The organism is Nocardia puris (assembly GCF_003315035.1).
GTDB classification, from domain to species: Bacteria; Actinomycetota; Actinomycetes; order Mycobacteriales; family Mycobacteriaceae; genus Nocardia; species Nocardia puris.
Genome location: NZ_QNRE01000005.1, coordinates 304,644 through 327,926, shown reverse-complemented (window position 1 = coordinate 327,926; position 23,283 = coordinate 304,644). Strand labels below are relative to the sequence as shown.

23 protein-coding genes are annotated in these 23,283 nt (G+C 69.8%); 9 read left to right on the top strand and 14 right to left on the bottom strand.

What is annotated here, in order from left to right:
• The first annotated feature begins 5 nt into the window (after positions 1-5).
• From DFR74_RS17215 to DFR74_RS17185, 7 genes are all read left to right on the top strand, one after another.
• Positions 6-2,303 (top strand): acetyl/propionyl/methylcrotonyl-CoA carboxylase subunit alpha, encoded by a 2,298-nt coding sequence (locus DFR74_RS17215; RefSeq protein ID WP_113975156.1) that lies wholly within the window; start codon positions 6-8, stop codon positions 2,301-2,303.
• The gene (locus DFR74_RS17210) at positions 2,300-3,460 is read left to right on the top strand and encodes an acyl-CoA dehydrogenase family protein (protein ID WP_067513204.1); all 1,161 of its coding nucleotides are present in this window, start codon (positions 2,300-2,302) and stop codon (positions 3,458-3,460) included. The genes DFR74_RS17215 and DFR74_RS17210 overlap by 4 nt, the downstream gene beginning before the upstream one ends.
• On the top strand, positions 3,457-3,945 hold the full coding sequence (locus DFR74_RS17205; protein WP_067513202.1) for a MaoC family dehydratase: 489 nt from the start codon (positions 3,457-3,459) through the stop codon (positions 3,943-3,945). Before DFR74_RS17210 ends, DFR74_RS17205 begins: the two co-directional genes overlap by 4 nt.
• Positions 3,942-4,757 carry an HpcH/HpaI aldolase/citrate lyase family protein gene (locus DFR74_RS17200; RefSeq protein ID WP_067513200.1) on the top strand — a complete coding sequence of 272 codons (816 nt, stop codon included), beginning with the start codon at positions 3,942-3,944 and terminating at the stop codon, positions 4,755-4,757. Before DFR74_RS17205 ends, DFR74_RS17200 begins: the two co-directional genes overlap by 4 nt.
• A gap of 23 nt (positions 4,758-4,780) precedes the next feature.
• Positions 4,781-6,715: an acetoacetate--CoA ligase gene (locus DFR74_RS17195; protein ID WP_067513198.1), complete on the top strand. Its 1,935-nt coding sequence runs from the start codon at positions 4,781-4,783 to the stop codon at positions 6,713-6,715.
• Between the two features lie 82 nt (positions 6,716-6,797).
• Complete coding sequence (locus DFR74_RS17190; protein ID WP_067513235.1) at positions 6,798-8,045, top strand: TetR/AcrR family transcriptional regulator; 1,248 nt, start codon at positions 6,798-6,800, stop codon at positions 8,043-8,045.
• 144 nt (positions 8,046-8,189) lie between these two features.
• Positions 8,190-9,425: a TetR/AcrR family transcriptional regulator gene (locus tag DFR74_RS17185; RefSeq protein WP_067513196.1), complete on the top strand. Its 1,236-nt coding sequence runs from the start codon at positions 8,190-8,192 to the stop codon at positions 9,423-9,425.
• Positions 9,426-9,433: 8 nt separating this feature from the next.
• On the opposite strand, the gene DFR74_RS37185 is transcribed toward DFR74_RS17185, so the two are convergent.
• From DFR74_RS37185 to DFR74_RS17130, 11 genes are all read right to left on the bottom strand, one after another.
• Positions 9,434-10,252 carry a hypothetical protein gene (locus DFR74_RS37185; RefSeq protein WP_228815330.1) on the bottom strand — a complete coding sequence of 273 codons (819 nt, stop codon included), beginning with the start codon at positions 10,250-10,252 and terminating at the stop codon, positions 9,434-9,436.
• Between the two features lie 27 nt (positions 10,253-10,279).
• Positions 10,280-11,458, bottom strand: a complete 1,179-nt coding sequence (locus DFR74_RS17175; RefSeq protein WP_067513194.1) for an MCE family protein — start codon at positions 11,456-11,458, stop codon at positions 10,280-10,282.
• Positions 11,455-12,564 (bottom strand): MCE family protein, encoded by a 1,110-nt coding sequence (locus DFR74_RS17170; protein ID WP_084538075.1) that lies wholly within the window; start codon positions 12,562-12,564, stop codon positions 11,455-11,457. Before DFR74_RS17170 ends, DFR74_RS17175 begins: the two co-directional genes overlap by 4 nt.
• Complete coding sequence (locus DFR74_RS17165) at positions 12,561-13,667, bottom strand: MCE family protein (RefSeq protein WP_067513191.1); 1,107 nt, start codon at positions 13,665-13,667, stop codon at positions 12,561-12,563. The genes DFR74_RS17170 and DFR74_RS17165 overlap by 4 nt, the downstream gene beginning before the upstream one ends.
• Positions 13,658-14,671 carry an MCE family protein gene (locus DFR74_RS17160; protein ID WP_067513233.1) on the bottom strand — a complete coding sequence of 338 codons (1,014 nt, stop codon included), beginning with the start codon at positions 14,669-14,671 and terminating at the stop codon, positions 13,658-13,660. The genes DFR74_RS17165 and DFR74_RS17160 overlap by 10 nt, the downstream gene beginning before the upstream one ends.
• Positions 14,668-15,690 carry an MCE family protein gene (locus DFR74_RS17155; RefSeq protein WP_067513189.1) on the bottom strand — a complete coding sequence of 341 codons (1,023 nt, stop codon included), beginning with the start codon at positions 15,688-15,690 and terminating at the stop codon, positions 14,668-14,670. Before DFR74_RS17155 ends, DFR74_RS17160 begins: the two co-directional genes overlap by 4 nt.
• A gap of 2 nt (positions 15,691-15,692) precedes the next feature.
• On the bottom strand, positions 15,693-17,138 hold the full coding sequence (locus DFR74_RS17150; protein WP_067513187.1) for an MCE family protein: 1,446 nt from the start codon (positions 17,136-17,138) through the stop codon (positions 15,693-15,695).
• A gap of 9 nt (positions 17,139-17,147) precedes the next feature.
• Positions 17,148-18,011 (bottom strand): ABC transporter permease, encoded by an 864-nt coding sequence (locus DFR74_RS17145; RefSeq protein ID WP_067513185.1) that lies wholly within the window; start codon positions 18,009-18,011, stop codon positions 17,148-17,150.
• Positions 18,012-18,881, bottom strand: coding sequence for an MlaE family ABC transporter permease (locus tag DFR74_RS17140; protein ID WP_067513183.1), 870 nt, complete (start codon positions 18,879-18,881; stop codon positions 18,012-18,014).
• A 291-nt stretch (positions 18,882-19,172) separates the two neighbouring features.
• Positions 19,173-19,370 carry a hypothetical protein gene (locus DFR74_RS17135; RefSeq protein ID WP_067513181.1) on the bottom strand — a complete coding sequence of 66 codons (198 nt, stop codon included), beginning with the start codon at positions 19,368-19,370 and terminating at the stop codon, positions 19,173-19,175.
• Entirely contained in the window at positions 19,358-19,582 is a 225-nt protein-coding gene (locus DFR74_RS17130; protein ID WP_067513179.1) for a hypothetical protein, read from the bottom strand. Before DFR74_RS17130 ends, DFR74_RS17135 begins: the two co-directional genes overlap by 13 nt.
• Before the next feature lie 367 nt (positions 19,583-19,949).
• Here DFR74_RS17130 and DFR74_RS17125 point away from each other — a divergent pair, with 367 nt between their 5' ends.
• Positions 19,950-20,855 (top strand): oxygenase MpaB family protein, encoded by a 906-nt coding sequence (locus DFR74_RS17125; RefSeq protein WP_067513177.1) that lies wholly within the window; start codon positions 19,950-19,952, stop codon positions 20,853-20,855.
• A 40-nt stretch (positions 20,856-20,895) separates the two neighbouring features.
• Here DFR74_RS17125 and DFR74_RS17120 read toward each other — a convergent pair whose 3' ends face one another.
• Together DFR74_RS17120 and DFR74_RS17115 are read right to left on the bottom strand one after the other, a co-directional pair.
• Complete coding sequence (locus DFR74_RS17120; RefSeq protein ID WP_113975146.1) at positions 20,896-21,057, bottom strand: serine hydrolase; 162 nt, start codon at positions 21,055-21,057, stop codon at positions 20,896-20,898.
• Positions 21,058-21,187: 130 nt separating this feature from the next.
• Positions 21,188-21,376, bottom strand: coding sequence for a hypothetical protein (locus DFR74_RS17115; RefSeq protein ID WP_067513175.1), 189 nt, complete (start codon positions 21,374-21,376; stop codon positions 21,188-21,190).
• A gap of 306 nt (positions 21,377-21,682) precedes the next feature.
• Here DFR74_RS17115 and DFR74_RS17110 point away from each other — a divergent pair, with 306 nt between their 5' ends.
• Positions 21,683-22,990, top strand: coding sequence for a helix-turn-helix domain-containing protein (locus DFR74_RS17110; RefSeq protein ID WP_147265844.1), 1,308 nt, complete (start codon positions 21,683-21,685; stop codon positions 22,988-22,990).
• A 47-nt stretch (positions 22,991-23,037) separates the two neighbouring features.
• On the opposite strand, the gene DFR74_RS17105 is transcribed toward DFR74_RS17110, so the two are convergent.
• On the bottom strand, positions 23,038-23,256 hold the full coding sequence (locus DFR74_RS17105; RefSeq protein ID WP_067513171.1) for an MbtH family protein: 219 nt from the start codon (positions 23,254-23,256) through the stop codon (positions 23,038-23,040).
• Positions 23,257-23,283 lie beyond the last annotated feature (27 nt).

The window sequence follows — 23,283 nt, the reverse complement described above, 5'->3', positions numbered from 1 at the left end:
TCGCGATGCTGAACAAGTCACAACCCGTCGGTTTCGACACCGTGCTGGTCGCCAATCGCGGCGAGATCGCGGTGCGCGTGATCCGCACATTGCGCGCCATGGGCATTCGCTCGGTCGCGGTGTACAGCGACGCCGACGTGAACGCGCGCCACGTCGCCGAGGCCGACACCGCCGTGCGCCTCGGCCCGGCGCCGGCCCGCGAAAGCTACCTCGACATCGGGAAAGTCGTCGCGGCGGCCGTGCGCACCGGTGCGCAGGCCGTGCACCCCGGCTACGGATTCCTTTCCGAGAACGCGGCTTTCGCGGCGGCGCTGGCCGAGGCCGGGATCGTGTTCCTCGGCCCGCCCGCGCGCGCCATCGAGATCATGGGCGACAAGATCGCGGCCAAGAACACCGTGGCCGCGTTCGACGTGCCCGTGGTGCCCGGCATCGCGCAGCCCGGCCTCACCGACGCGCAGCTCGTCGCGGCGGCGGCCGAAGTGGGCTACCCGGTGCTGGTGAAGCCCTCGGCGGGCGGCGGCGGCAAAGGCATGCGCCGCGTGGACGATCCGGCGCTGCTGCCCGACGCGCTGGTCAGCGCGCGCCGGGAGGCGGGCGCCGCGTTCGGCGACGACACGCTGTTCCTGGAGCGGTTCGTCACCCGTCCCCGCCACATCGAGGTGCAGATCCTCGCCGACCAGTTCGGCAACGTGGTGCACCTCGGCGAACGCGAATGCAGTTTGCAGCGCAGGCATCAGAAGGTGATCGAGGAGGCCCCCTCACCGCTGCTGGACGCCGAGACCCGCGCCCGCATCGGCGCGGCGGCCTGCAACACCGCCCGCAGCGTCGACTACGTGGGCGCGGGCACGGTGGAGTTCATCGTCTCCGCCGACCGTCCCGACGAGTTCTTCTTCATGGAGATGAACACCCGCCTACAGGTGGAGCATCCGGTCACCGAGCTGGTGACGGGCGTGGATCTGGTGGAGTGCCAGGTGCGGGTGGCGGCGGGCCAGAAGATCACCGTCCGCCAAGAGGACATCCGCCTCACCGGCCACGCCGTCGAAGCCCGCGTGTACGCCGAGGATCCGGGGCGCGGCTTCCTGCCCACCGGCGGCACGGTGCTGGACCTGGTGGAGCCGGAAGGCGAAGGCGTGCGCGTGGATTCGGGCCTGCGCGTGGGCACGGTGGTGGGCAGCGACTACGACCCGATGCTGTCCAAGGTCATCGCCCACGCCCCCGATCGCACCGCCGCGCTGGCGAAACTCGATCGCGCGCTGGGTGATACGCAGCTGCTGGGCGTCACGTCCAATATCGAGTTCCTGCGCTTCCTGCTCGCCGACCCCGACGTGCAGGCCGGAAACCTCGACACCGCACTGCTGGATCGCCGGGTGGGCGACTTCGTTCCCGCGCCGCCCACCGACGAGCAGTTCATCGCCGCGGCCGCCTACCACTGGCTGCGGCGCTGGCCGACCGGCCCGGCCGACCCGTGGGACGTCCCGTCGGGCTGGCGGGTCGGCGGCACCGCGCCCACGACCATCCGGCTCGCCGGCGGCGATCGTACCGAGCACGTCCATCTCACCGGTACTCCCGACGCCGCACGCGCGCGTATCGGCGACGAGTCCGACACCGCGCCGAACGCGACCTCCGGCACGGTTCGGAGCAGCACCCTGACTGCTCGAGCGGCCGGTGACAGCGCGGGCACCGCGATCCCCGGTCACGATTCCCCGCCGGACCAACCGCCCGCGACCAGCCACGGCGCGACACCGGATTCGACCGTGGCCCACGCGGAAGGCGGGTTCTCCGCGCCTCGCGGCGGTACGGCCGGTGGATCGGTTCCACCGCGCGCCACGCCAACGACGGCATCAGCGGATCATCAGCCGACGACCGAATCCCTTTCACTGACAGCCACTTTCGCTGAAATCCCGAACACCCTCACCCTCACCCTCGACGGCCTCCGCCGCGACTACCTCGTCGCCGAGCACGACGACCAACTCTGGGTCGCGGGCCCGACCGGTGTCGTCGCGCTGCGCGAGGTCGCCGAGGTGAACGTCCGTGGCGGCGGCGAGCACGTCGGCGACGCCGAGATCCGCAGCCCCATGCCGGGTTCGGTGATCGCGACGCCGGTCGCCTCCGGCGCCACCGTGGCCGCGGGCGACGCGGTCGTGGTGGTGGAGGCGATGAAGATGGAGCACACCCTCACCGCGCCCGTGACCGGCACCGTCGAGATCCTCGTCGAAGCCGGCACCCAGGTGCGCCTCGATCAACCGCTGGCCCGCGTCATCGCGTCCGCGAAAACCCCAGAGTCAGAAGGAATCCCCGCATGACCGACTTCCTCTCCACCGGCTCCCTGCCCGAGGACTACCGCGATCTCGCCCTCACTGTGCGGGATTTCGCGCAGCAGGTGGTCGCGCCGGTCGCCGCCGAGCACGACGCCAACCACACCTTCCCGTACGAGGTCGTCAAGGGTATGGCCGATATGGGCCTGTTCGGCCTGCCGTTCCCGGAGGAGTTCGGCGGTATGGGCGGCGACTACTTCGCGCTGTGCCTGGCGCTGGAGGAGCTCGGCAAGGTCGACCAGAGCGTCGCGATCACCCTGGAGGCGGGCGTCTCGCTGGGCGCGATGCCGATCTACCGCTTCGGCAACGACGAGCAGAAGCGGGAGTGGTTGCCGCGCCTCACCAGCGGCCGGGCGCTGGCCGGTTTCGGCCTCACCGAACCCGACGCGGGCAGCGACGCGGGCGGTACCCGCACCACCGCCGTGCTGGACAGCGGCGAGTGGATCATCAACGGCCGCAAACAGTTCATCACCAACTCCGGCACCGACATCACCGAACTGGTCACCGTCACGGCGGTCACCGGGACGACCGGCGGCAAGAAGGAGATCTCCACCATCCTGGTGCCCACGAGCACACCGGGTTTCGTGGCCGAGCCCGCCTACAACAAGGTCGGCTGGAACGCCTCGGACACCCACCCGCTGAGCCTCACCGACGTGCGGGTGCCCCAGGAGAACCTGCTCGGCGAGCGCGGGCGCGGCTACGCGAACTTCCTGCGCATCCTGGACGAGGGCCGCATCGCCATCGCGGCGCTCTCGGTGGGCGCGGCGCAGGGCTGCGTGGACGAGTCCGTCCGCTACGCCAAGGAGCGCTTGGCGTTCGGGCAGCCGATCGGGCGCAACCAGGCCATCGCGTTCAAGATCGCCCGCATGGAGACCCGCGCGCACGCCGCCCGCACCGCCTACTACGACGCGGCCGCGCTGATGCTGGCGGGCAAGCCGTTCAAGAAGCAGGCCTCCATCGCCAAACTGGTGGCCAGCGAAGCCGCGATGGACAACGCGCGCGACGCCACGCAGATCTTCGGCGGCAATGGCTTCATGAACGAATACGCTGTGGCCAGGCACTATCGGGACAGCAAGATCCTGGAAATCGGTGAGGGCACGACGGAGGTGCAGCTGATGCTGATCGGCCGGGAGCTGGGCCTGTGACGACGCCGGAAGAGCCGCGCCGGATCGTGCAGCGCGGGCTGTGGTTCGAGGAGTTCGAGACCGGCGTGGTCTACGAGCACCGACCGGGGCGCACCATCACCGAGGCCGATAACGTCCTGTTCACCACGCTCACCATGAACACCCAGGCGCTGCACCTGGACGCCGCGTTCAGCGACGCGCTGCCGCCGTTCAACAAGCGCCTGGTGAATTCGATGTTCACGCTGTCGACGCTGGTGGGGCTGTCGGTGGCGCAGCTGACCCAGGGCACGCTGGTCGCCAACCTGGGCTTCTCCGAGATCGCGTTCCCCAAGCCGCTGTTCCACGGCGACACCATCTACGCCGAGACCGTGGTCACCGAGAAGCGCGAATCCAAGTCGCGCCCGGGTGAGGGCATCGTGGCGCTGGCCCACACCGCCCGCAACCAGCACGGCGAGGTGGTGGCCACGGCGGGCCGCAAGACGCTGGTGCGCAAGGCCCCCGCATGACGTGGGAGATGCCGGGCCCCGCCTGGCTGTTCTGCCCCGCCGACCGCCCCGAGCGCTACGCGAAGGCCGCGGCCGCCGCCGATGTGGTGATCCTCGACCTCGAGGACGGCGTCGCGCCTGCCGACAAAGCCGCGGCGCGCGCGGCGCTGGTGGCGGGACCGCTCGACCCGGAGACCACGGTGGTGCGCGTGAACGCCGCGGCCACCGAGGACCACGCGCTGGATCTCGCGGCACTCGCCGACACCGGCTACCGGCGGCTGATGCTGCCGAAAACCGAAAGCGCCGAACAGATCACGGCGCTGTCCGGCTACGAGGTGATCGCGCTGGTGGAATCGCCGCTCGGCGCGCTCGCGGTGGCGCGGGCGGCCATGGCGCGCAACGCGATCGGCGTGATGTGGGGTGCGGAGGATCTGATCGCGGGTCTGGGCGGCAACGCGAGCAGGCACGCCGACGGCACCTACCGCGACGTCGCGCGCCACGTGCGCTCGAGCGCCCTGCTGGCGGCCAAGGCCTACGGTAAGTTCGCGCTGGATTCGGTGTATCTCGACATCCGCGATCTGGACGGGTTGCGGGCCGAGACCGACGACGCGGTGGCGGTGGGCTTCGACGCCAAGGTCGCCATCCACCCGAGCCAGGTGCCGGTGATCCGCGCCGCCTACGCTCCCGCCGACGACGAGGTCGCCTGGGCGCGGCGTCTGCTGGACGAGGTGCCGAACCATCGCGGCGTCTTCGCCTTCGAGGGCAGGATGGTGGACGCACCGGTGCTGCGCCACGCCGAACGCATCCTGCGCCGCGCCGCCGCCCGAGACTGACCACACGAACCAGGAGGACCACGGTGGAACCACAGTGGGTGCCGACCGATCGGGACATCGCCGGAGCCAGGATCACCGATTTCGCCCGCTTCGCCGCCGCGCGCACGGGCGTGGAAACCTCGGACTACCAGCAGCTCTGGCGCTGGTCGGTGGAAGATCTGCCCGGCTTCTGGCACGCGGTGTGGGACTACTTCGCGCTCGGCGAGATCGACGGCGAGGTGCTCGCGAGCGCCGAGATGCCGGGCGCGCGATGGTTTCCCGGGACCAAGCTGAACTACGTCGACCAGATCATCCGGCAGGTCCGCACCGACCGGCCCGCCGTCCTCGCGGTGCACGAGGACGAACCGGTGCGCGAGGTGTCGTGGATCGAATTGATCGACGCCACCGCGTCGTTCGCCCGGTACTTGCGCTCGGCGGGCGTGGGACCAGGTGACCGGGTGGTCGGCTACCTCCCGAACATCCCCGAGGCGATCGTCGCGTTCCTGGCCACCGCGAGCATCGGCGCGATCTGGAGCGCCTGCGGACAGGACTACTCGCCCAAGGCCGCGCTGGACCGGCTCGGCCAGCTGGCACCGGTCGTGCTGGTCACCGCCGACGGGTACCGCTTCGGCGGCAAGACGCACGACAAGCGCGCCGATATCGCCGCGCTGCGTGAGGGATTCGGCACACTGCGCGCGACGGTCGCGGTGTCGCGGCTCGGCCTCGAGGTGCCCGGCGCGACGCCGTGGGCCGAGGCCATCGCCCCGGACGACAGCACCGTGATCGAGACCGAGGCCGTGGCCTTCGACCACCCGCTGTGGATCGTGTTCTCCTCCGGCACCACCGGCCTGCCGAAGGGCATCGTGCACGGCCACGGCGGCGTGCTGCTGGAACATCTGAAAGCCGTTGCCCTGCAATCCGATATCGGCCCCGACGACACGTTCCTCTGGTACACCAGCCCCAGCTGGATGATGTGGAACTTCCAGATCGCGGGCCTGCTGGTGGGCGCGACCGTCGTCACCTACGACGGCAGCCCCACCTACCCGGCGCCGGATGCGTTGTGGCGCATCGCTTCCGACGTGCGCGCCACCGTGCTCGGCACCAGCCCCGGCTACGTGCTGGCCTGCATCAAGGCGGGCACGGTGCCGCGCGCCGACCACGACCTGTCGGCCCTGCGCTCGGTCGGCATCACCGGCTCGGCCCTGCCGCCGAGTTCGGCCCTGTGGTTGCGCGACAACGTGGGCGAGCACATTCCGGTGAACTCGATCAGCGGCGGCACCGATGTGGTGTCGGCCTTCATCGGCGGCGTCCGCACGGTCCCGGTGTGGCCGGGCGAACTCTCCGCGCCCTACCTCGGCGTCGCGCTGGACGCCTACGACACCGAGGGCAAACCGGTGCGCGGCGAGGTCGGCGAACTCGTCGTCACCGCGCCGATGCCGTCCATGCCGGTCCAGTTCTGGAACGACCCGGACGGCCGGCGCTACCACGACGCCTACTTCGACATGTTCCCCGGCGCGTGGCGGCACGGCGACTGGATCACGATCACCGATCACGGCAGCATCGTCGTGCACGGACGCTCCGACTCCACCCTCAACCGCCACGGCATCCGCATGGGCAGCGCCGACATCTACCAGGCCGTGGAACGCCTGCCCGAGGTGGCCGAAGCGCTGGTCATCGGCGTCGAACGCCCCGACGGCGGCTACTGGATGCCGCTGTTCGTCCTGCTCGCGCCCGGCGCGGATCTCACCGACGAGCTGCGCGCGCGGATCAGCGCGGTGATCAGGACCGAGGTGTCCCCGCGCCACGTGCCCGACGAGATCATCGCCGCGCCCGGCATCCCGCACACCCGCACCGGCAAGAAGCTCGAGGTGCCGATCAAGAAGCTGTTCCAGGGCGCCGACGCCGCGCGGGTGGTGGAGCGCAGCGCCGTCGACGATCCCGATCTGCTGGACTGGTACGCCGGGATCGGACCCAGGTAGGCGCGGTCGCGTCGCACGGCCCCATCCGCCTCCGGTGACCTGGGCAAATCACCCGGCGGTCCCGGTCGTTACCATGGCGGGCATGAGTGTCGACAATCGCCGTACGGCGCGAAAGGCAGTCAGCGGCGAGGAGGCACCCCGGGAGATCAAGCGCAGGCCGAAGAATCGCCGGGCCCAGATCGCCGCGGCGTCGGCCGCCGCGTTCGGCGCGCTCGGCTACCACGGCGTGAGCATGGAGGACATCGCCTCCGGGCTCGGCATCAGCTCGGCCGCCCTGTACCGGCACTACCCGAGCAAATACGCCCTGTTCCGCGAGGAACTGCTGCGCGTCGGCCGCGCGATGACCGACTCGGTGCGGCTACCCGAGGCGGCCCCGGGCGACGATCCGGCGCAACGGCTCGGCCGCGTGCTGGGCGCCCTGATCGCCGCGACCATCGAGAACCGGCCCAGCGTCACCCTGGTGCGCTGGGAGGTCCGCTACCTCGAGCCCGAGGACCGGGCGGTGCTGGCCGAGCAGCAGTCCACCGTGCTGGCCGCGCTCGGCGATGAACTGCGCGCGCTGCGCCCCGGCCTCGCCGACGACGACGTGCGCGTGCTGCGCGCCGCCCTGCTCAGCGCCATCACCAGCATCGCCGACCACCACGCCTCGCTGCCCGTGAAACCCCTTGCGCGCCTGCTGGAATCGGCCTGCTGGTCGATCGCCCGCGCCGACTTGCCGCCGGCCGGGGCCACCGCCGAGCGGGCGGCGGCGCCGGAGATCCCGGACTCGTTCAAACACGAACTGCTGCTACACAAGGCCGTGGAGCTGTTCCACGATCGCGGCTACCCGAATGTGAGCGTGGAGGAGATCGCCTCCGCCGCAGGGCTTTCCGCCGCGTCGGCGGTCTACCGCTTCTACCGGGGCAAGAGCGATATTCTCGCCGCCGCGTTCCGCCGTGCCGCCGACCGCGTGTCGGCCGCGATCGGTCCCGCCGTGGCCGCGGCGGATTCCCCGAAGGACGCGCTGACCACGCTGATCGAGCATTACGTGGCGGGCTCGTTCGCCGAACGCGCCCTGACTTTCGTCTACTACACCGAGTTCGGGCACGTGCCCGCCGAGGAGCGCACGGTGCTGCGCAATATCCAGCGCCTCAGCGTCGAGGAGTGGGCGAAACTGCTGCGCGAGGTGCGGCCCGAGCTCCCCCCCGCCGAGGCCCGCTTCCTCGTGCACGCCGCCTTCGCGTTGGTGGTCGATCTCGGGCGGTCGTTCGGCAGCGAGCCGATCGCGTCCCAGGAGCGGGTGCGCGCGCTCATGCAGACGGTGCTCTTCGGACGCGCCGACGCCGCGTGAATGTTACTGAGCATTCTCGGGCGTAACGATGCAATCGTCGCGGTGAACAGCACTGTTACGCCACACTTGTGATCTATTGTTCAGTTCTGTCTCGGAGCCGGAAAGGGCACTCGACCGAGCGTCCGGTTGGGCTACCATCGCCGCATGGACGCGCAGAATCGCCGCACCTCGCGCACCGCAGCGGACGGCGCGGCGCGCCCGGTCCGGCGGCGGCCGCGCGACCGGCGGGCCCAGATCGCGGCGGTGTCGGTGGAGGCGTTCGGCGCGCTCGGCTACCACGGCGTGAGCATGGAGGAGATCGCCTCGCGCCTCGACATCAGCTCGACCGCCCTCTACCGCCACTACCCCAGCAAGTACGCGCTGTTCCGGGAGGAGGCGCTGCGCCTGAGCGCCCTCGCCGAGCAGATGGTGCTGGTGCCCGCCGCGCTCACGGACGCACCCGCCGAGCGGCGCCTGGCGCACGTGCTCGACACGATGGTGCGCGAGTCGATCGCCAACCGCAGCGGCGCCGCGATGCTGCGCTGGCAGAGCCGGTATCTGGAGCCCGAGGACCGGCAGATCCTGGTGGATCAGCTGGTGCGGATCCACGGCGTGCTGGGCGGGCTGCTGGTGGCGACCCGGCCGGGCCTCGGCGGCGCGGAGCGCACCGTACTGGCCGCCGCGCTGCTCAGCGTGACGGGCAGCATCTCCGACCACCACGTCTCGATCCCGGTGCGGGCGCTCACCGCGCTGTTGCACGCGGCGGTGCGGGCGGTGGCCGGGAGCGAACTGCCGCCACTGACCGGCGAGACGGAAGTCGTTCGCGCCGAGGAGATTCCGCGGGCGTTCAAGCACGAACTGCTGCTGGAGCGCGCGATCGCGCTGTTCCACGAGCGGGGTTATCCGAACGTCAGCGTGGAGGATATCGCGACCGCCGCCGGGCTGCCCGCGTCTTCGGCGGTGTACCGGTACTACCGGGGTAAAGGCGATATCCTGGCCGCCGCGTTCCGCCGGGCGGCCGACCGGGTCTCGGCCGTCATCGGCCCGACCATCGCGGCCGCCGACGGGCCGGAACAGGCACTGTCCACGCTGATCGACCTGTACGTGGCCGGGTCGTTCGCGGAGCGGGAACTCACGTTCGTCTACTACGCCGAGATCGGCAACGTGCCCGCCGAGGATCGCACGGTGCTGCGCAATATCCAGCGGCTCAACGTGGAAGAGTGGGCCAAGCTCGCCGCGGGCGCGCGCCCCGAACTCTCACCCGCCGAGGCGCGGGTGCTGGTGCACGCCGCGTTGGCACTGGTGGTGGACCTCGCCCAGTGGCTCGGCCCGGACAACCCGATCTGCGGCCGCGACCGGGTCGCGCACCTCATGCGGGTCATCCTGTCCGGCTGCGGCTGACGCCGGTGCTACTGCTGCGGCCCTTGCGCCAGTGGGGAATTCACGTTGTTCACCAGCCAGGTTCCGTCCACCTTCTCCATGCGCATGACCATCGAGAGCTGGCCGGGAGCTGGCTGGCCCTGCGTGCCCAGGCTGGTGATGGTCTGCCCGATCACCACGATCGCCTCGGCGGAGGTCTCGTCGCCGGTCTTGACGGCACACTGCACGTCCTCGACCTTCGACACCACCTCACCCTGCGTGAGCACCTCGCGCAGTTCCTTGCTGGTGTCGTCGAACTGCGTCTTCCAGTCGCCGGTCGCGCCGTCGAGCACCGCAGCGAAGTAGGGATCGAGGTTCTTGGCGTCGTAGTTGGCGAGCACCGGCGCGTATCGGCACGCGGCCGCGGCCGCCTCCTCGTGGGCATCGAGGAGGGCGCGGTTCTCGCGGTTCTGGATGAAGAAGTAGAAGGTCGAGGCCACCGAGGCCACCACGATCAGCGCGACGGCGGCGCGCAGGAGGTGAATCCCCTTGCCGCCGAGTGCGATCCGGGACCGGAGGGCCGGGCCGGTTTCGGCCTTGGCATCCTTCCGCGCCTCTGCACCGCCGTCATCGGCGCCGCCCGACTCACTGACAGGGACCGCCGCCGAGGCGACTGGTCTCGATTTCCCCTCGCCCGCAGACTGTTCCGGGGAAGCGCCCGCACCCTCGGCACTTGCCGCATCCTCCACAGCGTCAGCGCCTTTCGCTCCGTGCGCATCGTCGGCGCCGTCTTTCCCTGCGCCGACAGCGCTCTCGGTAGCAACCTCCGGCGCGGCCGCTGCTTCTCCCTCGACATCCTTGTCGCTCATGCCTTTTCCTTCCTTGCTCGCCACGGCTCACCGGCCGGGCGCGGGTTGGGACAGTTCGTCGCCGGTGACGCCGGGCGGCGGGCCGGAGCCGTTGTCGGGGACGTCGGGCCGTGGCGCGTTCGCCGAGCCGCGCACCTGGAGCGCGGGATTGTCAGTGACGCAGTAGTTGTAGAGCCGCACCCGGGTGTCGGCGGTGGCCAGCGTCGGCACGATGGGAATGGTGGCGTAGTCGCAGCTCGGGCGCGGCCACGGGTCGACGAGGGTGTGGAAGGCGCCATCGTGCGCTGGGATGCCCAGCGCCTCCGAGCCCGACCGCAGCGCGGGGAACAGCGCCGCGATGGCGGGCTGGCGCAGCTTCGCCGACTTGGTGATCGCCACGAAGTTCGTGACCAGGTTGGTGACCGGGTCCTCGGTCTCGGCGACGAACCCGCCGAGCGTGGCCAGTTGGCCGGGCGCGAGGTCCAGGAACCGGCGCACCTCCTGATCGGCGGCGGTCAGCTGCTCGAACAGCGCGCCCGCCCCGGTGGTGAGCGTGGTCAGATCCGGTTGCGCCAGCGACGTGGTGGACGAGATGACCCGCAGATTCTCGATGAGCTGCCGGGTCTGCGGCAGCAGATCCGACAGACCCGCCATGGCGCGACTGATCCCGGAGATCATGTCGCGCAACCGATCCGGGCCACCGGCCAGCGCGCGGTCGAGTTCGTCCACGATGACGCTCAACCGCTCCGGGTTCATGCCGCCGATCAGTCCGCTCACGTTGGTGAGCACCGACTGCATGGTGGCCGGGGCGGCCGTGCGCGCCCGCTCGACCACCGCGCCGTCGGCCAGGTATGGCCCGCTGTCGGAGTCGGGCCGGAAGTCCAGGTACTGCTCGCCGGCGGCGGAGAGTCTGCCCACCGCCACCGTGCCGCCGACCGGAATCCTTACCGCGGAGTCGATTTCGGCGACCGCGGCGATGCCGGTCCCCGACACCCGCACCTCGCTCACCCGGCCTACCCGGGTGCCGCGATAGTTCACGTCGCTGTTGAGCATGAGGCCGCCGGAGGTCTCCAATTCCACCGTCACCGAGTACGTCCGGGCCAGCGGATCGAACCGCAGCACCGCACCGGCGAGGTAGGCCGAGCCGGCCAGCAGCACCAGCACCAATCCGATATTCGCCACCGCGATCCGGTGCCGCACCACATAGTTCCAGAGCGGGATGTTCATCGTCCGCCCTCCTGCCGCGGCGGGCTGGTGAGCCTGCCGATGACCTTCTCGATCACCTGGGCCAGGCTGCCGATGAACAGCGGCACGTCGTTGAGCTCGGGTGCGCGGCTGCCGGTGGGATCGGTGAGCGCGCCGATGCTCAGGTACGACACCGTGGCCGCCACCGAGAGATTCGGTCCCTCGAACGAGGCCATGATGGACGGGTACAGCTGGTCCAGCCGCTCCAGCGTGAGCCGCAGGTCGTCGCCCATCTGGGTGAACCCCGACATCAGCCGGCCGACGGAGTCGAACAGGCTCACGAACTCGCCGCCGCTGGTCTCGGTGAAATCGCCCAGCGCGGCCATGGTGACCGCCACCTTGGCGATGAGCGCGGAGATGTCCTGATTGTTCTCGGCCAGCAACCCGAGCAGATCCGGGAACGTGTCGGCCGCCTGCCCCAATTCCGCTTTGCGCGCGGCCAATTCGCCGGTGAGCACGTTGACGCCGGCCAGCACCGCGTCGATGTCGGCGGTGCGCTCGTTCAAAGCCGTGATCGCCGCGGTCATTTCGGAGAGCAGGTGGGCCAGCTGCGGGGCGCGCCCGCCGAACATGGAGTTCATCTCGGCGGTGATCTCGGCGGCCTGATTGAGCCCGCCGCCGTTGAGCAGCATGGAGATCGACACCATGAGCTGTTCGACCGACGCGCCCGCCGAGGTGTTCTCGACGCCGATGGTGTCGCCCGGACCGAGCAAAGGCGCCCCCGGGTCCTGCGGCGGCAGGGTCATGGCCACGAAGATGTCTCCGAGCGGGGTGGCTTGGCGCAGTTCGGCCGTGGTGCCGCGCGGCAACCGGATGTCGTGGCGGATCTCCATTTCCACGTCGGCGATGAAGTTGGTGGTGCTGATGCCGGTCACCACCCCGATATCGGTGCCGCCGATCCGCACGTGCGCGCGGTCGGGCAGATTGAGGGCGTCGCGGAAGGTCGCGTGCAGGGTGTAGCCGGGGGCGTCGAGGCCCGGCTTCGGCAGCGGCACGTTGTCGACGGTGACCGCGCACCCGCTCGCCGCGCCCACACCGAGCGCCGCGACCAGCGCGACCACGCCCCTGCGCACGCTCCGCCCGCTCACTTCGCGATTCCCAGCAGCGCGGCGGTGAGCCCGAAATCGGGTCCCATGTCCTGGATCTTGCCGGTGCGGCAGCCGTCGAGGCGCATCTGCACGCGCTCGCAGAACAGCGACAGCGCCTCGCCGTCGAGGACCGCCTTGTCCAGCAGGCCGTGCAGGCGGATCGCGCGGTGCTCGCGGCTGACGGCATTGTCGATGTTCTCGAACATCAGCGGTGTCACGTCCACGATCTCGGTGAGGTTGCGCGCGTTGGCGCGCATCTGCTCGGTGATGGTGACGAAGCGGGTCAGCGCGCCCGCCAGCTGATCCCGGTTCTCGCCGACCACCGTGGAGGTGTTGGCGACGAACTCGTTGAGTTGCGCGATCACCGCGTGCAGGCCGGGTGACTGCTCGCCCATCAGACGCACCAATTCGGTGAGCCTGCCGCTGAAGTCGCGCACGGTCTGGTCGTTGGCGGCGATGATCTGGGTGATCTCGTTGAGTTTCACGATGGTGTTGGCGATCTGGTCGCCGTTGGCGAAGGTGACCTGGAATGCCGAGGAGAGCGCGTCGAGCGTCTCGCGCAACCGGTCCCCGTTGCCGTCGAGCAGCGGGAACAGCACCCGGCTCGCCATCGGGCCCTCGGTGTTGTCGCCTTTGAGCGCCGCGCCGAGCTGGTCGAAATTGTCCAGGATGCGGTCGAGTTCGACCGGAGTCCTGGTGCGCTCCAGCGGAATGTGCCCGCCGTCTTCGAGCGCGGGACCTTCGGTGTAGGCGGGCGCGAGTTCGACGTGCCGGTTGGTGATCAGCTGCGGGGAGATCAGCGCGGCCACCGCGTCGGCGGGGATCCGCACGCTCTTGTCGATCGCCATGGTGACCTGCACGAAACCGCCCTTGGGCGTGACGGTTTCGACCCGTCCCACGGGCACGCCGAGCACCGCCACCTCGTTGCCCGCATACAGCCCCGCCACGTTCTCGAAATCCGCGCTGATGCGCAGTCTTTCGCCGAGGTACTCGCCAGGCAGCGACGACACGCTCTCGGGCAGCAGCGAACACGCCGAGGTCACGGCGGCCGCCACACAGAGGGCCGCCAGTTTCAGCGAGCCACGAAACCTTCTCAGTTGCATCCGGGTACCGCCTGTGCGAAGCAGAGCCAGTTGTCCGGGAAGACCCACGGCGCCCACACCTCGCCGTAGGGACCGTTGCCGAGCGCGTTATTGAACTGCCGGATGGTCACCGGCATGATCTCGTACAGGCGGTCCAGGTTCTCCCGGTTCTTCTCCAGCCCTTCGGTCATGGTGTTGAGGTTCTGGATGAGCGGGCCCAATTGGCCCTCGTTCTCGAGGCCCATCTCTTGCAGCAGCCCCGACAGGGCCGCGACGTTGTCGAGCAACTGCCGCAGCAGGTCCTGGCGCAGCGCGACCGCCTCGCCGATGGCCTCACCCCGGGTGAGCAGCAACAGCACGCTGTTCTGGTTGTCGGCCACCAGCTGCGAGACCTGGTCGAGGCCCTTCAGCAGCGAATCCACCTCGTCGCGGCGCTCGTTGATGACCTTGGCCAGCGCGCCGATGCTGTCCAGCGCGGCGATGGTGAGCTGCGGGGAATCGCCCATCTGCCGCTCCAGGGTGTCCAGGGCCTGGCGCAGCTTCTCCGGGTCGATGCGCTCGATGCGCTCGAAGGAGGAGGTGTACACCGGGTCCTGGATGACCTTGGCGAGGTTGTACGGCACGGCGGTGTTCGCCAGGCGAATCGTGTCGTCCGGCAAGCCTTTTCCGTTGCCAGGCACGAGTTCGACGTGCAGCCTGCCGAGGATGGTGGACATCTTGATCGCGGCGCGGGCGTCGGGGCCCAGCCGCAGGTCGCGGCGGACCCGCAGATCGGCGACCACCTTGTCGCCCACCAGCCGCACGGCCCGCACGGCGCCCACCTCGATACCGGACACATCGACGGTCGCGCCCGCGCGCAGCCCGGCGGCCTGCGCGAACTCGGCGTGAATCGTCTTGTCCGCCAAGCGCGCTTCGGACAGCGCGCTGGACCCGACCACCAGCAGCGCCACGGCCGCGCCCGCGAGCAGGCCCAGCCACAGGAACCGGTTGTCGGCGTAGCGCGGGAGGGGAATTCGCCGCCTCATCGGCACACCTCCGACTGTGATTCGCCGCCGACCTGGGAGAACAGTCCGGGCGGCAGCAGCACGCCCCACAGCGACACGTCCAGGCGGCAGATGTAGGCGTTGGCGTAGGCGCCGTAGCTGGTGGCGCGCGCCAGCGCGTTGAGCACCCCGGGCAGTTGCACGGCGGCCTTGTCCAGCGCGGCGCCGTTCAACAGCAGCAGCGCCACACCGGTGGTGGCGTCGTTCTGCGCCTGCGCCAAATCGGGTTTCACCTGCGTGATGAGCCCGGCCAGCGCGTCGGTGGAGACGGCGACCTGGGCCACCGAACTCTTCAGCGATTCGCCTTCGGCGTACAGCGCTTCGACCAGCGCCCTGGACTGGGTGATGAGGGTCTCCAATTCCGCGGAGCGATTGGCCAATCCGGCGATGACGCTGCTCAGGTTGGTGATCACGTCGGCGAGGATGCGGTCGCGCTGCCCGAAGGTGCCCGCCAGTTCAGCGGCCTGGGTGATGAGCAGACTCAGGGAGACGTCGTCACCCTGCAACGCCTGGATCATGGTCTCCGACAGCGAGTTCACCTGATCGGGCTGCAACACGCCGAACAGCGGCTCGAACCCGGACAGCAGCGCCGACACGTCGAACGACGGTTCGGTGTTCTCGACCGGGATGTGCCCGCCCGGGGGCAGCGCCTCGCCCTCCTCCGGGCCGGGCAGCAGCGCGATGTAGCGCTGCCCGATGAGGTTCTGGTAGCGGACGACCGCCTCGGTGGTGGTCGTGAGCCGTTGGCGCGCTTGCAGACTGAAGTCGAGGCGGGCCTTGTAGTCCTCCTCGAAGGAGATGCGATCGACCCGGCCCACGCGCACGCCCGCCATGCGCACGTCGTCGCCGACGCGCACCCCCATCACGTCGGCGAACGTGGCGGAATACGCGTGGGTTTCGCCGGGCACCGCGCGTTGCAGTGTGGACCAGATCGTGTAGGTCAGCGCGATCGCGACGATCGCGAACAGGCTGAACCCGGCCAGTGCCTTCCTGGATCTCACGGCTACCGGCCCCCTTCCGGATCGGTCTCGTACACGGTCACCTCGCCGCCCGCGAGCAGCGGTGTGAGCAGCAGGAGCTGGGCGGCGGTGGGCTGTCCGCCGACCACCGCCGCGACGCCGGCGAACCCGCGCCCGCCCGCGACCGGACGCATCGGCGCACCCCGCGGCGTCGAATACGAAGCGGGCGCGGTGATTCCGGGAATGGCGGGCAGGCCCGGGATCGCGGGCAGAGTGGGCAACCCCGGCAACGCGGGCACCTGCGCGGCTCCCTCGCCCGGCGCCCCCTGCGGGCCGGGCACGGCGATGATCGGCGCGGGGCCCGCCGCGTCCAGCCAGCCCGGCCGCAGCTGCTCCGGGAACTCCTGCGGCGGAGCGACTTCCGGCACGGTGCCGTTGGCGCAGCGCGGTCCGGAGAGTCCGCCGTAGCGCGGGCAGTCCGCGAGCGTGTACTGCTGGAACGGCGTGAAGCTCACATCCATCTTCCACACCATCTGCCGGCTCGGCCCGAAGTGGAACACCGACGCCATCCGCTCCAGCGCCACGCTCAGATTCCGCACCGTGTGCGGGATGGCCTGCGGATCGTCGGCGAGGCTGCCGAACAGGCCGCCGAGTCCGGGCACCAGTTCCTTGGCGGCGTTGGGATTTCGCGCGAACAGGCTGTTCACCGAGTCGACCGCGCCGCTCGCGTTGGTCAGCAGCGCGACCAGATTGGCGCGCCGTTCGGTGAGAGTGCGCGCCGTGGTGACGGATTCGGCGAGCACGCCCACCAGGTCGGGCGCGGATTCGCTCAACCGCGTGGTGGCCCGGCCCAGGTCGCCGAGCAGGTCACCGACACCGGGAATGGCGCGCACGTCGGTGACCCACGCGTCGAGCCGTTCCACGGTGGAGCCCGGCACCCGGGAACCCGGGTCGAGCGCCGCGGCGAGCGTGGCCAGCACGCGGCCCAGCTTCTCGGGCTGGATATTGTCGAGTACATCGCGCAGCACGGTGAGCGTGGTCTGCAACTGCACGGTCTCGCCGCCGGTGTCCTCGGGGATCACCGCGCCCGCGCGCAGTCCGGCCCCGCCCGCGTCGCCGCTGCCGACGAGTTCGACCGCCGTGACGCCGAACAGGTTGTTGGGCACCACCCGCGCCGTGACATCCGCCGGAATCGTGTGCGCGACTTCCGGTTTCAGGTGCAGCGTGGCGCGCTGGCGCTGGCCGGCGGCGACCACGTCCACGGCGTCGACGGCGCCCACCACCATGCCGCGGAACTTCACGTCCGCGCGGGCGGGCAGCCCGTCGCCGGTGCTGGTGAGCTCGGCGGTGACGGCGACCTTGTTCTCGAAACGGCCGTCGTAGCGCATCATCAGCAGACCGAGCAGCAGGGCGACGGCGGCGATCATGGCCAGGCCGGCCAGGGTGAGCTGACGGGCGGTGGGTCCGCGGCCACTGGGATCGAGCAGCATGTCCGGCCCCTATCCCGAGATCCGGAAGCCGGGGTCGATACCCCAGATGGCCAGGGTCATGAAGAGATTCGCGAAGACCATTACGACGATCACCATCTTGATCGCGCGCCCGGCCGCGACGCCGACGCCTTCGGGCCCGCCGGTCGCGACGTAGCCGTAGTAGCACTGGATGAACGTCGCGAGCAGCACGAACACGACGACTTTGAGCAGCGAGAAGAAAACATCTGTCCCGATGAGGAATTGGAAGAAGTAGTGGTCGTAGGTGCCCGCCGAGGTGCCGCCGAGAAACAGCACCGACAGCTTGGTCGCCAGGTACGCGGTGGCCAGGCCGATGGTGTAGAGCGGGATGATGGTGAGCGTGGCCGCGATCATCCGGGTGGTCACCAGGTAGGGCAGCGGCCGGATGGCGATCGATTCCAGCGCGTCGATCTCCTCGGAGATGCGCATGGAGCCCAACTGCGCGGTGAACCGGCAGCCCGCCTGGATGGCGAAGGCGAGCGTGGCCAGGATCGGGGCCAGTTCGCGGGTGGTGGCGAAGCCGGAGATGGCGCCGGTGAGCGGGCCCATGGTGAGCAGGTTCAGCGCGGTGAACGACTCCATGCCGACGGTGATGCCGCCGAACGCGCAGAGGATGACGACCACGCCCACGGTGCCGCCGCCGACCACGAGAGAGCCGTTGCCCCAACCGATGTCGGCGGTCAGGCGCAACACCTCGGACCGGTAGTGGCGCAGCACGTAAGGCACCGCGCCCAGCGCGCGGAAGAAGGTGATGACCTGGTGGCCCAGGCGCTGGTTGGCCTGGTAGGGCACGCCGGCGACGAGGCCCACCGCCCGGAACGGGCGCAGCGCGGGCGGTGTATATCGGCTGCCCACTCAGATCACCTTCGTGGGGAACAAGGTGTTGTAGACCTGGGTGAGGATGATGTTGGTGGCGAACAGCATCAGCGCCGAGGTGACCACGGCCGAGTTCACCGCGTTCGCGACGCCGCCGGGGCCGCCCTTGGCGTGTAATCCCATGTCGCAGGCGATGATCGCGGTGAGCGCGCCGAACACCGCCGCCTTCACCAGCGCCACCAGCAGGTCGTTGGCCACGGCGAACGAGGCGAACGAGCCGATGAACGAACCGGGCGTGCCGGACTGGGCGTACACGTTGAACATGTAGGCCGTCGCGAAGCCGACGAACACGATGAACCCGCACAGCAGCATGCTCACCAGCACCGCCGCCACCAGCCGCGGCGCGACCAGCCTGCGCACCGGGTTCACGCCCATCACCTTCATGGCGTCGATCTCCTCGCGGATGGTGCGCGAGCCGAGGTCGGCGCAGATGGCCGAGCCGACCGCGCCCGCGATCATCAGCGAGGTGACCAGCGGCGCGCCCTGGCGGATGATGCCGAGCCCGGCGACCGCGCCGACGAATGTGGTGGCGCCGACCTGATCGACCAGCGCGCCGACCTGGATCGACACCACCACCGCGATCGGGATGGCGACGAACACCGTGGGCGCGGCGGAGACACTGGCCATGAACGCGCACTGCCGGATGAACTCGTGGTACGGGAAGCGCCGGGCGGCGAGCGCGCGGAACAGCTCGACGACGGCGTCGCGGCCGAGGGTCACCTGGCGGCCGAGCGTCTCCAGGGACCGCTGCGGATGCCGCCGCCACAGTCCCAGCAGATCGTCGACGGCCCGGTCCAGATCGCCGCGCCGTGGCGCCTCGCGATCGGCAGGTCGTTCGGTGGATGTCACGCTGCCCGAGTCCTTTCCCCGGTGTCCGTCCCCGCCGGCCGGTGTGCGGCCCTCTCCCTGGCGCGGAGCGTGTGAAGTGTCGCACAGCCGAGGGCCGCGACACAAGACACATGTTAACTGGAATTCTTACAAATTCGAGGACGGATCGCTCGGCGTCCATCCAGTCGCACCGAAGCGACTACAGCAGCTCTGAACTGGCCATATCGTCGACGAAGAGATCGAGATGCCATGACCGGACCGGCCGTCCTACGCCGAGCGATGTTGTCTGGTGTTAGCCGCTGAATTCGCCACTCATCCCAGCGCCGACAGCACCCGCTCCAGCCCGACGAGCCCGTACCCGAGCACCGCGACGCCGGCGGCGAGCGCGCACAGCACCGACACCCACAGCCCGAAACGCAGCACCGGATTGACCTTCATCCGCCCACCGAGAATCTTGACGACGATCACCAGAACGTCGATGAGCCACACCAGCGCCATCACGTCATGCACACATTCGAGAAGGTGAGCACCGGCCAGCACACGATCGATCCGAGGAACGAGATCACCACGTCGATGCCGTGCATCTCGCGCAGGTGGTCGGTGTGCGTGAGCGTCCAGACGACGCCGATCAGTCCGTAGGGGATGCCGAGGATGACGAGGGTGCCGAGGAATTCCGACACCTTCATCTCGTAACTCAGCACTCGGTCCAGCCGTCGCAGCATGCGGTCGTGTCCTTTCTGACCCGGCGTGCACCCGGCGGGTCGGGCCGAGTCCACGGTGTCGCGCCGCGACTGCGCGACCCGCCCCGCCCGTGCGCCGACACACCGGTTCGGATCCGTATGTTACGCACGATTCACACTGTTTCGGAAGCTTTTCAGCAAGATCGAAACCGCAGTCGGAACACGAGATCGCGCTAGTAAGGGCGAATCGCCGCCCAGGTCGGGGGGACGGAATAAGTTACCGACTGTTCTCACTCTGAGGATCCGCCGCAATCTGGCGGGAAGACGAGACATCAGCCCGGAGTTCGTGCAGAATCATCAGTAACTTAACCCCGGACGGCCACCGGCCAGAGCCAGCAGGAGATGTTCGATGACGAGCAACGCCGTCGCCCACCGGTCCCACGACGAACCCCTCACCACCGAACGCACGCGCATCCACATCGACGCGGCGCACCGCCCGTTCACCAAACGGCCGCTGCGCCTCTCCGACGCGCTGGACTTCTGGTCCTTCGCCGGCGCGGCCGCGAACGTGGCCATGCAGATGGCGCGGCCCGGCGTCGGGCACGGCGTCGCCGAGAGCAAGGTCGAATCCGGCGCGCTCATGAGCCACCCGTGGAAGCGCGCCCGCACCACCACCCAGTACCTCGCGGTGGCGATCCTCGGTACCGAGGAGGAGCGGCTGGCCTATCGCGAGGCGGTCAACGCCGTGCACCGGCACGTCCGCTCCGAACCGGGTGCGCCCGTGCGATACAACGCCTTCGACCGCAACCTGCAACTGTGGGTCGCCGCCTGCCTCTACATCGGCTTCGAGGACACCTACCAGCTGCTGCACGGCAAGATGAATCCCGAGCAGGCCGAGGCGTTCTACGCGACCTCCTCGACGCTGGGCACCACCTTGCAGGTCACCGAGGACATGTGGCCCGCCACCCGCGCGGAGTTCGACGTCTACTGGAACGCGGCGTGCGCGCAGGCCGTCCTCGACGACAAGGTGCGCGCCTACCTCGACGACCTGCTGAACCTGCGGATGATCCACTGGTACCTGCGCCTGCCGTTCCGGAACCTGTTGAAGTTCCTCACCACCGGGTTCCTCGCGCCGCATTTCCGCGAGCAGATGGGCCTGGCGTGGTCGGACGCCGATCAGCGCCGCTTCCAGCACCTGTTCGTCTTCGTCGGCTTCGTCAACCGGTTCATCCCCCGCTTCCTGCGCCACGGCGGCAGCCACGCCCTGATGACCGACCTGCGCAGGCGGCTGCGCAAGACCAAGCCGCTGGTCTGAGCTTGCCGCCCAGCGAGTTTCGGTCTACCCGCGTGCTGATTCACTCGCCGCGCAGCAGTCCGGGCAGGTAGGTGTCGGTCGGCTCGTCCAGCGCCACCTTGCCCTCAGAAACCAGTTGCAGTACAAGGGCACTCGTGAACGATGTGGTGATGCCGCCGACCCGGCTGGGCGAGACGCCGGACGCGGTTCTCCACCGCGTCACTCGAGCAACCGGCCGGCAAGGCGACCGGGGACGAGGTCACGACGATCGGTGCCGGACGCGTGCCTGAACGGTAGGAACCGCAGGGCCGCAACGGCATCGGGACGGCTCATCCTGATCGCCCGGAGCGCCGTCAGCGTTCGGTGGTGCGGCGGAAACAGAAAGCCGAGGCGGCCAGGTACTGGCGACAGCCGGCGCCGTGGCCCGCGTGCACCGACAGGATGAACCGGGCGCGATCGTCGTCGAGGACCTGCGGTTCCTGCGCGCAATCGCGGCTCTGGATGCGCCACAGCTCCCTGGTATCGGAATCCGGCACGTTCATGGTGGTACCTCCGCAAGGTCGGTGCACCCGGCGCCGGAGGCACCGTCGGAATCGCGCTCGAGGCGGCTGGATCGAGGCCGCGTCGGGACCGTGCGCCGAGTTCCGGAGAGCGGGTGCCCCCATAGGGCCTGGGCACAACCCCGGCGCCGGGTGCCGTTCCAGACTGCGCGTTGCGATTGGGCGCATAACAGTCCCGAATGCGGTAAATGCGAGTAATTTTCGAGTGAATCGACCTGGTACGAGAAAGCGGAACCTATGGTTGAGGTCGACTGGACCGGCGAAGACGTGCGCGCGCTTCGCTCGGCGATGAAACGGAGTCGATACGAGTTCGCGCGCACGGTGGGGGTCACCCCGCGCACCGTCGTCTTGTGGGAGAACGGCCGGACCACCCGGATGCACGCCGCGAGCCGACGGTTGCTCGACGCCGCGCTGTCCGGCGCGGCACCGGACGTCCGCGCCCGCTTCGAACGGGCGCTCACGCACCGCGAGGCGCCGGGCGAACCGGGCGGCGCGCCCGGTTCCGAACGGCTCGGTAGTGGAAAGGCGCCGGGCGGCAGCGGGATTCGTCCCGCGCCGACCGGGCTCGACGAGGAAGTCGAGGACGACGAGGTGAGACGGCGAGAACTGCTGGCCTTCGCAGGCGCGGGCCTGCTGGGCCAGGCCGCCGAGCTGGTGGCGCGCGAACCGGCCAAGATGCTGGCCACCCTGGACGCCGGGTCGATCAGCGAACGCAGGCTCGGCCTGTTCGAGGAATCGACGGCGGCGCTGGGCAGGCAGGTGGTGCGGGTGCCGCCGCACGAACTGTTGCAGACCACGCTCGAGCAGTTCCGCGCGGTGCGGGGCTGTCTGGCCGAGCGCCAGTCCACCAACCAGCAGATCCGGTTGGTGCACACGGCGGGGCGGCTCGCCAACGTGGTGGGCGAGATCCTGTTCAACGAGGGGCATTTCGGCCAGGCGCGGCTGTGGTACGGCACCGCCATCCACGCCGCGCAGGACATCGGCGACCGGTACTCCGAGGACATCGCGCTGGCCGGCCTGGCGTACCTGCCGACCTACAGCGACCGGCCCGACGAGGTGCTGCGGTTGCTCGACGGCAGGCTCGCCCAGGACCCGCGCACCGGCGCGGCGGCGGCGTGGTTGTGGGGCATGGCCGCCCGCGCGCACGCCGCGCTCGGCGACGAGCGCCGCTTCACGCAGTGCATCGACAGCTCCCAGCGGGCGCTGGACAGCGTCGCGAACACCGAACTGCCCGTGGGCATCTTCTCGTTCCGCCCGGAGAAGCTGGCGTTCTACCGCGCCGTCGGTTACGCCCGCCTCGGCAAACCGGCGGAGACGGCGGCCGCGGCGGCCCAGGCGATTTCGCTCTACGACCCGAGCGAGACCACCGAACCCGCCCTGGCCCGTTTCGAACACGCCACCGCGCTGCTCGCCACCGGCGAAACCGACGAGGCCTGCGCGGTCGCCACCCGCGCCCTCACCGACGGCCACACCTACGTCGGCCTCACGGTCACCAAGCGCGCCAAACAATTCGACGCCGGCCTCCCCTACGCCCGCCCGGTCACCGAATGGCGCCAACACGCCCGCGCCGTCATCGAATCCCGCGCGCAGGTGTGAGGGACGGGGCGCGCCGGTTGGCAGGGGGACCGGCGCGCCCCGGCTATTCAGGTGGTTTCGGGGGTCATGGCGGCGACGAGGGAGTTGGGACGCATGTCGAGCCAGTGGGTTTCGACGTATTCGAGGCAGGCGGAGCGGGGGGCCGCGCCGTAGGCGATGGTCCAGCCGGTGGGGACGGCGGCGAAGATCGGCCAGAGGGAGTGCTCGCCTTCGGCGTTGGTGAGGACGTAGAACTGGGCGTCGTCATCGTCGAAGGGGTTCGTCATCGGAGTGCCTTCCAGTGGGGGGACTGA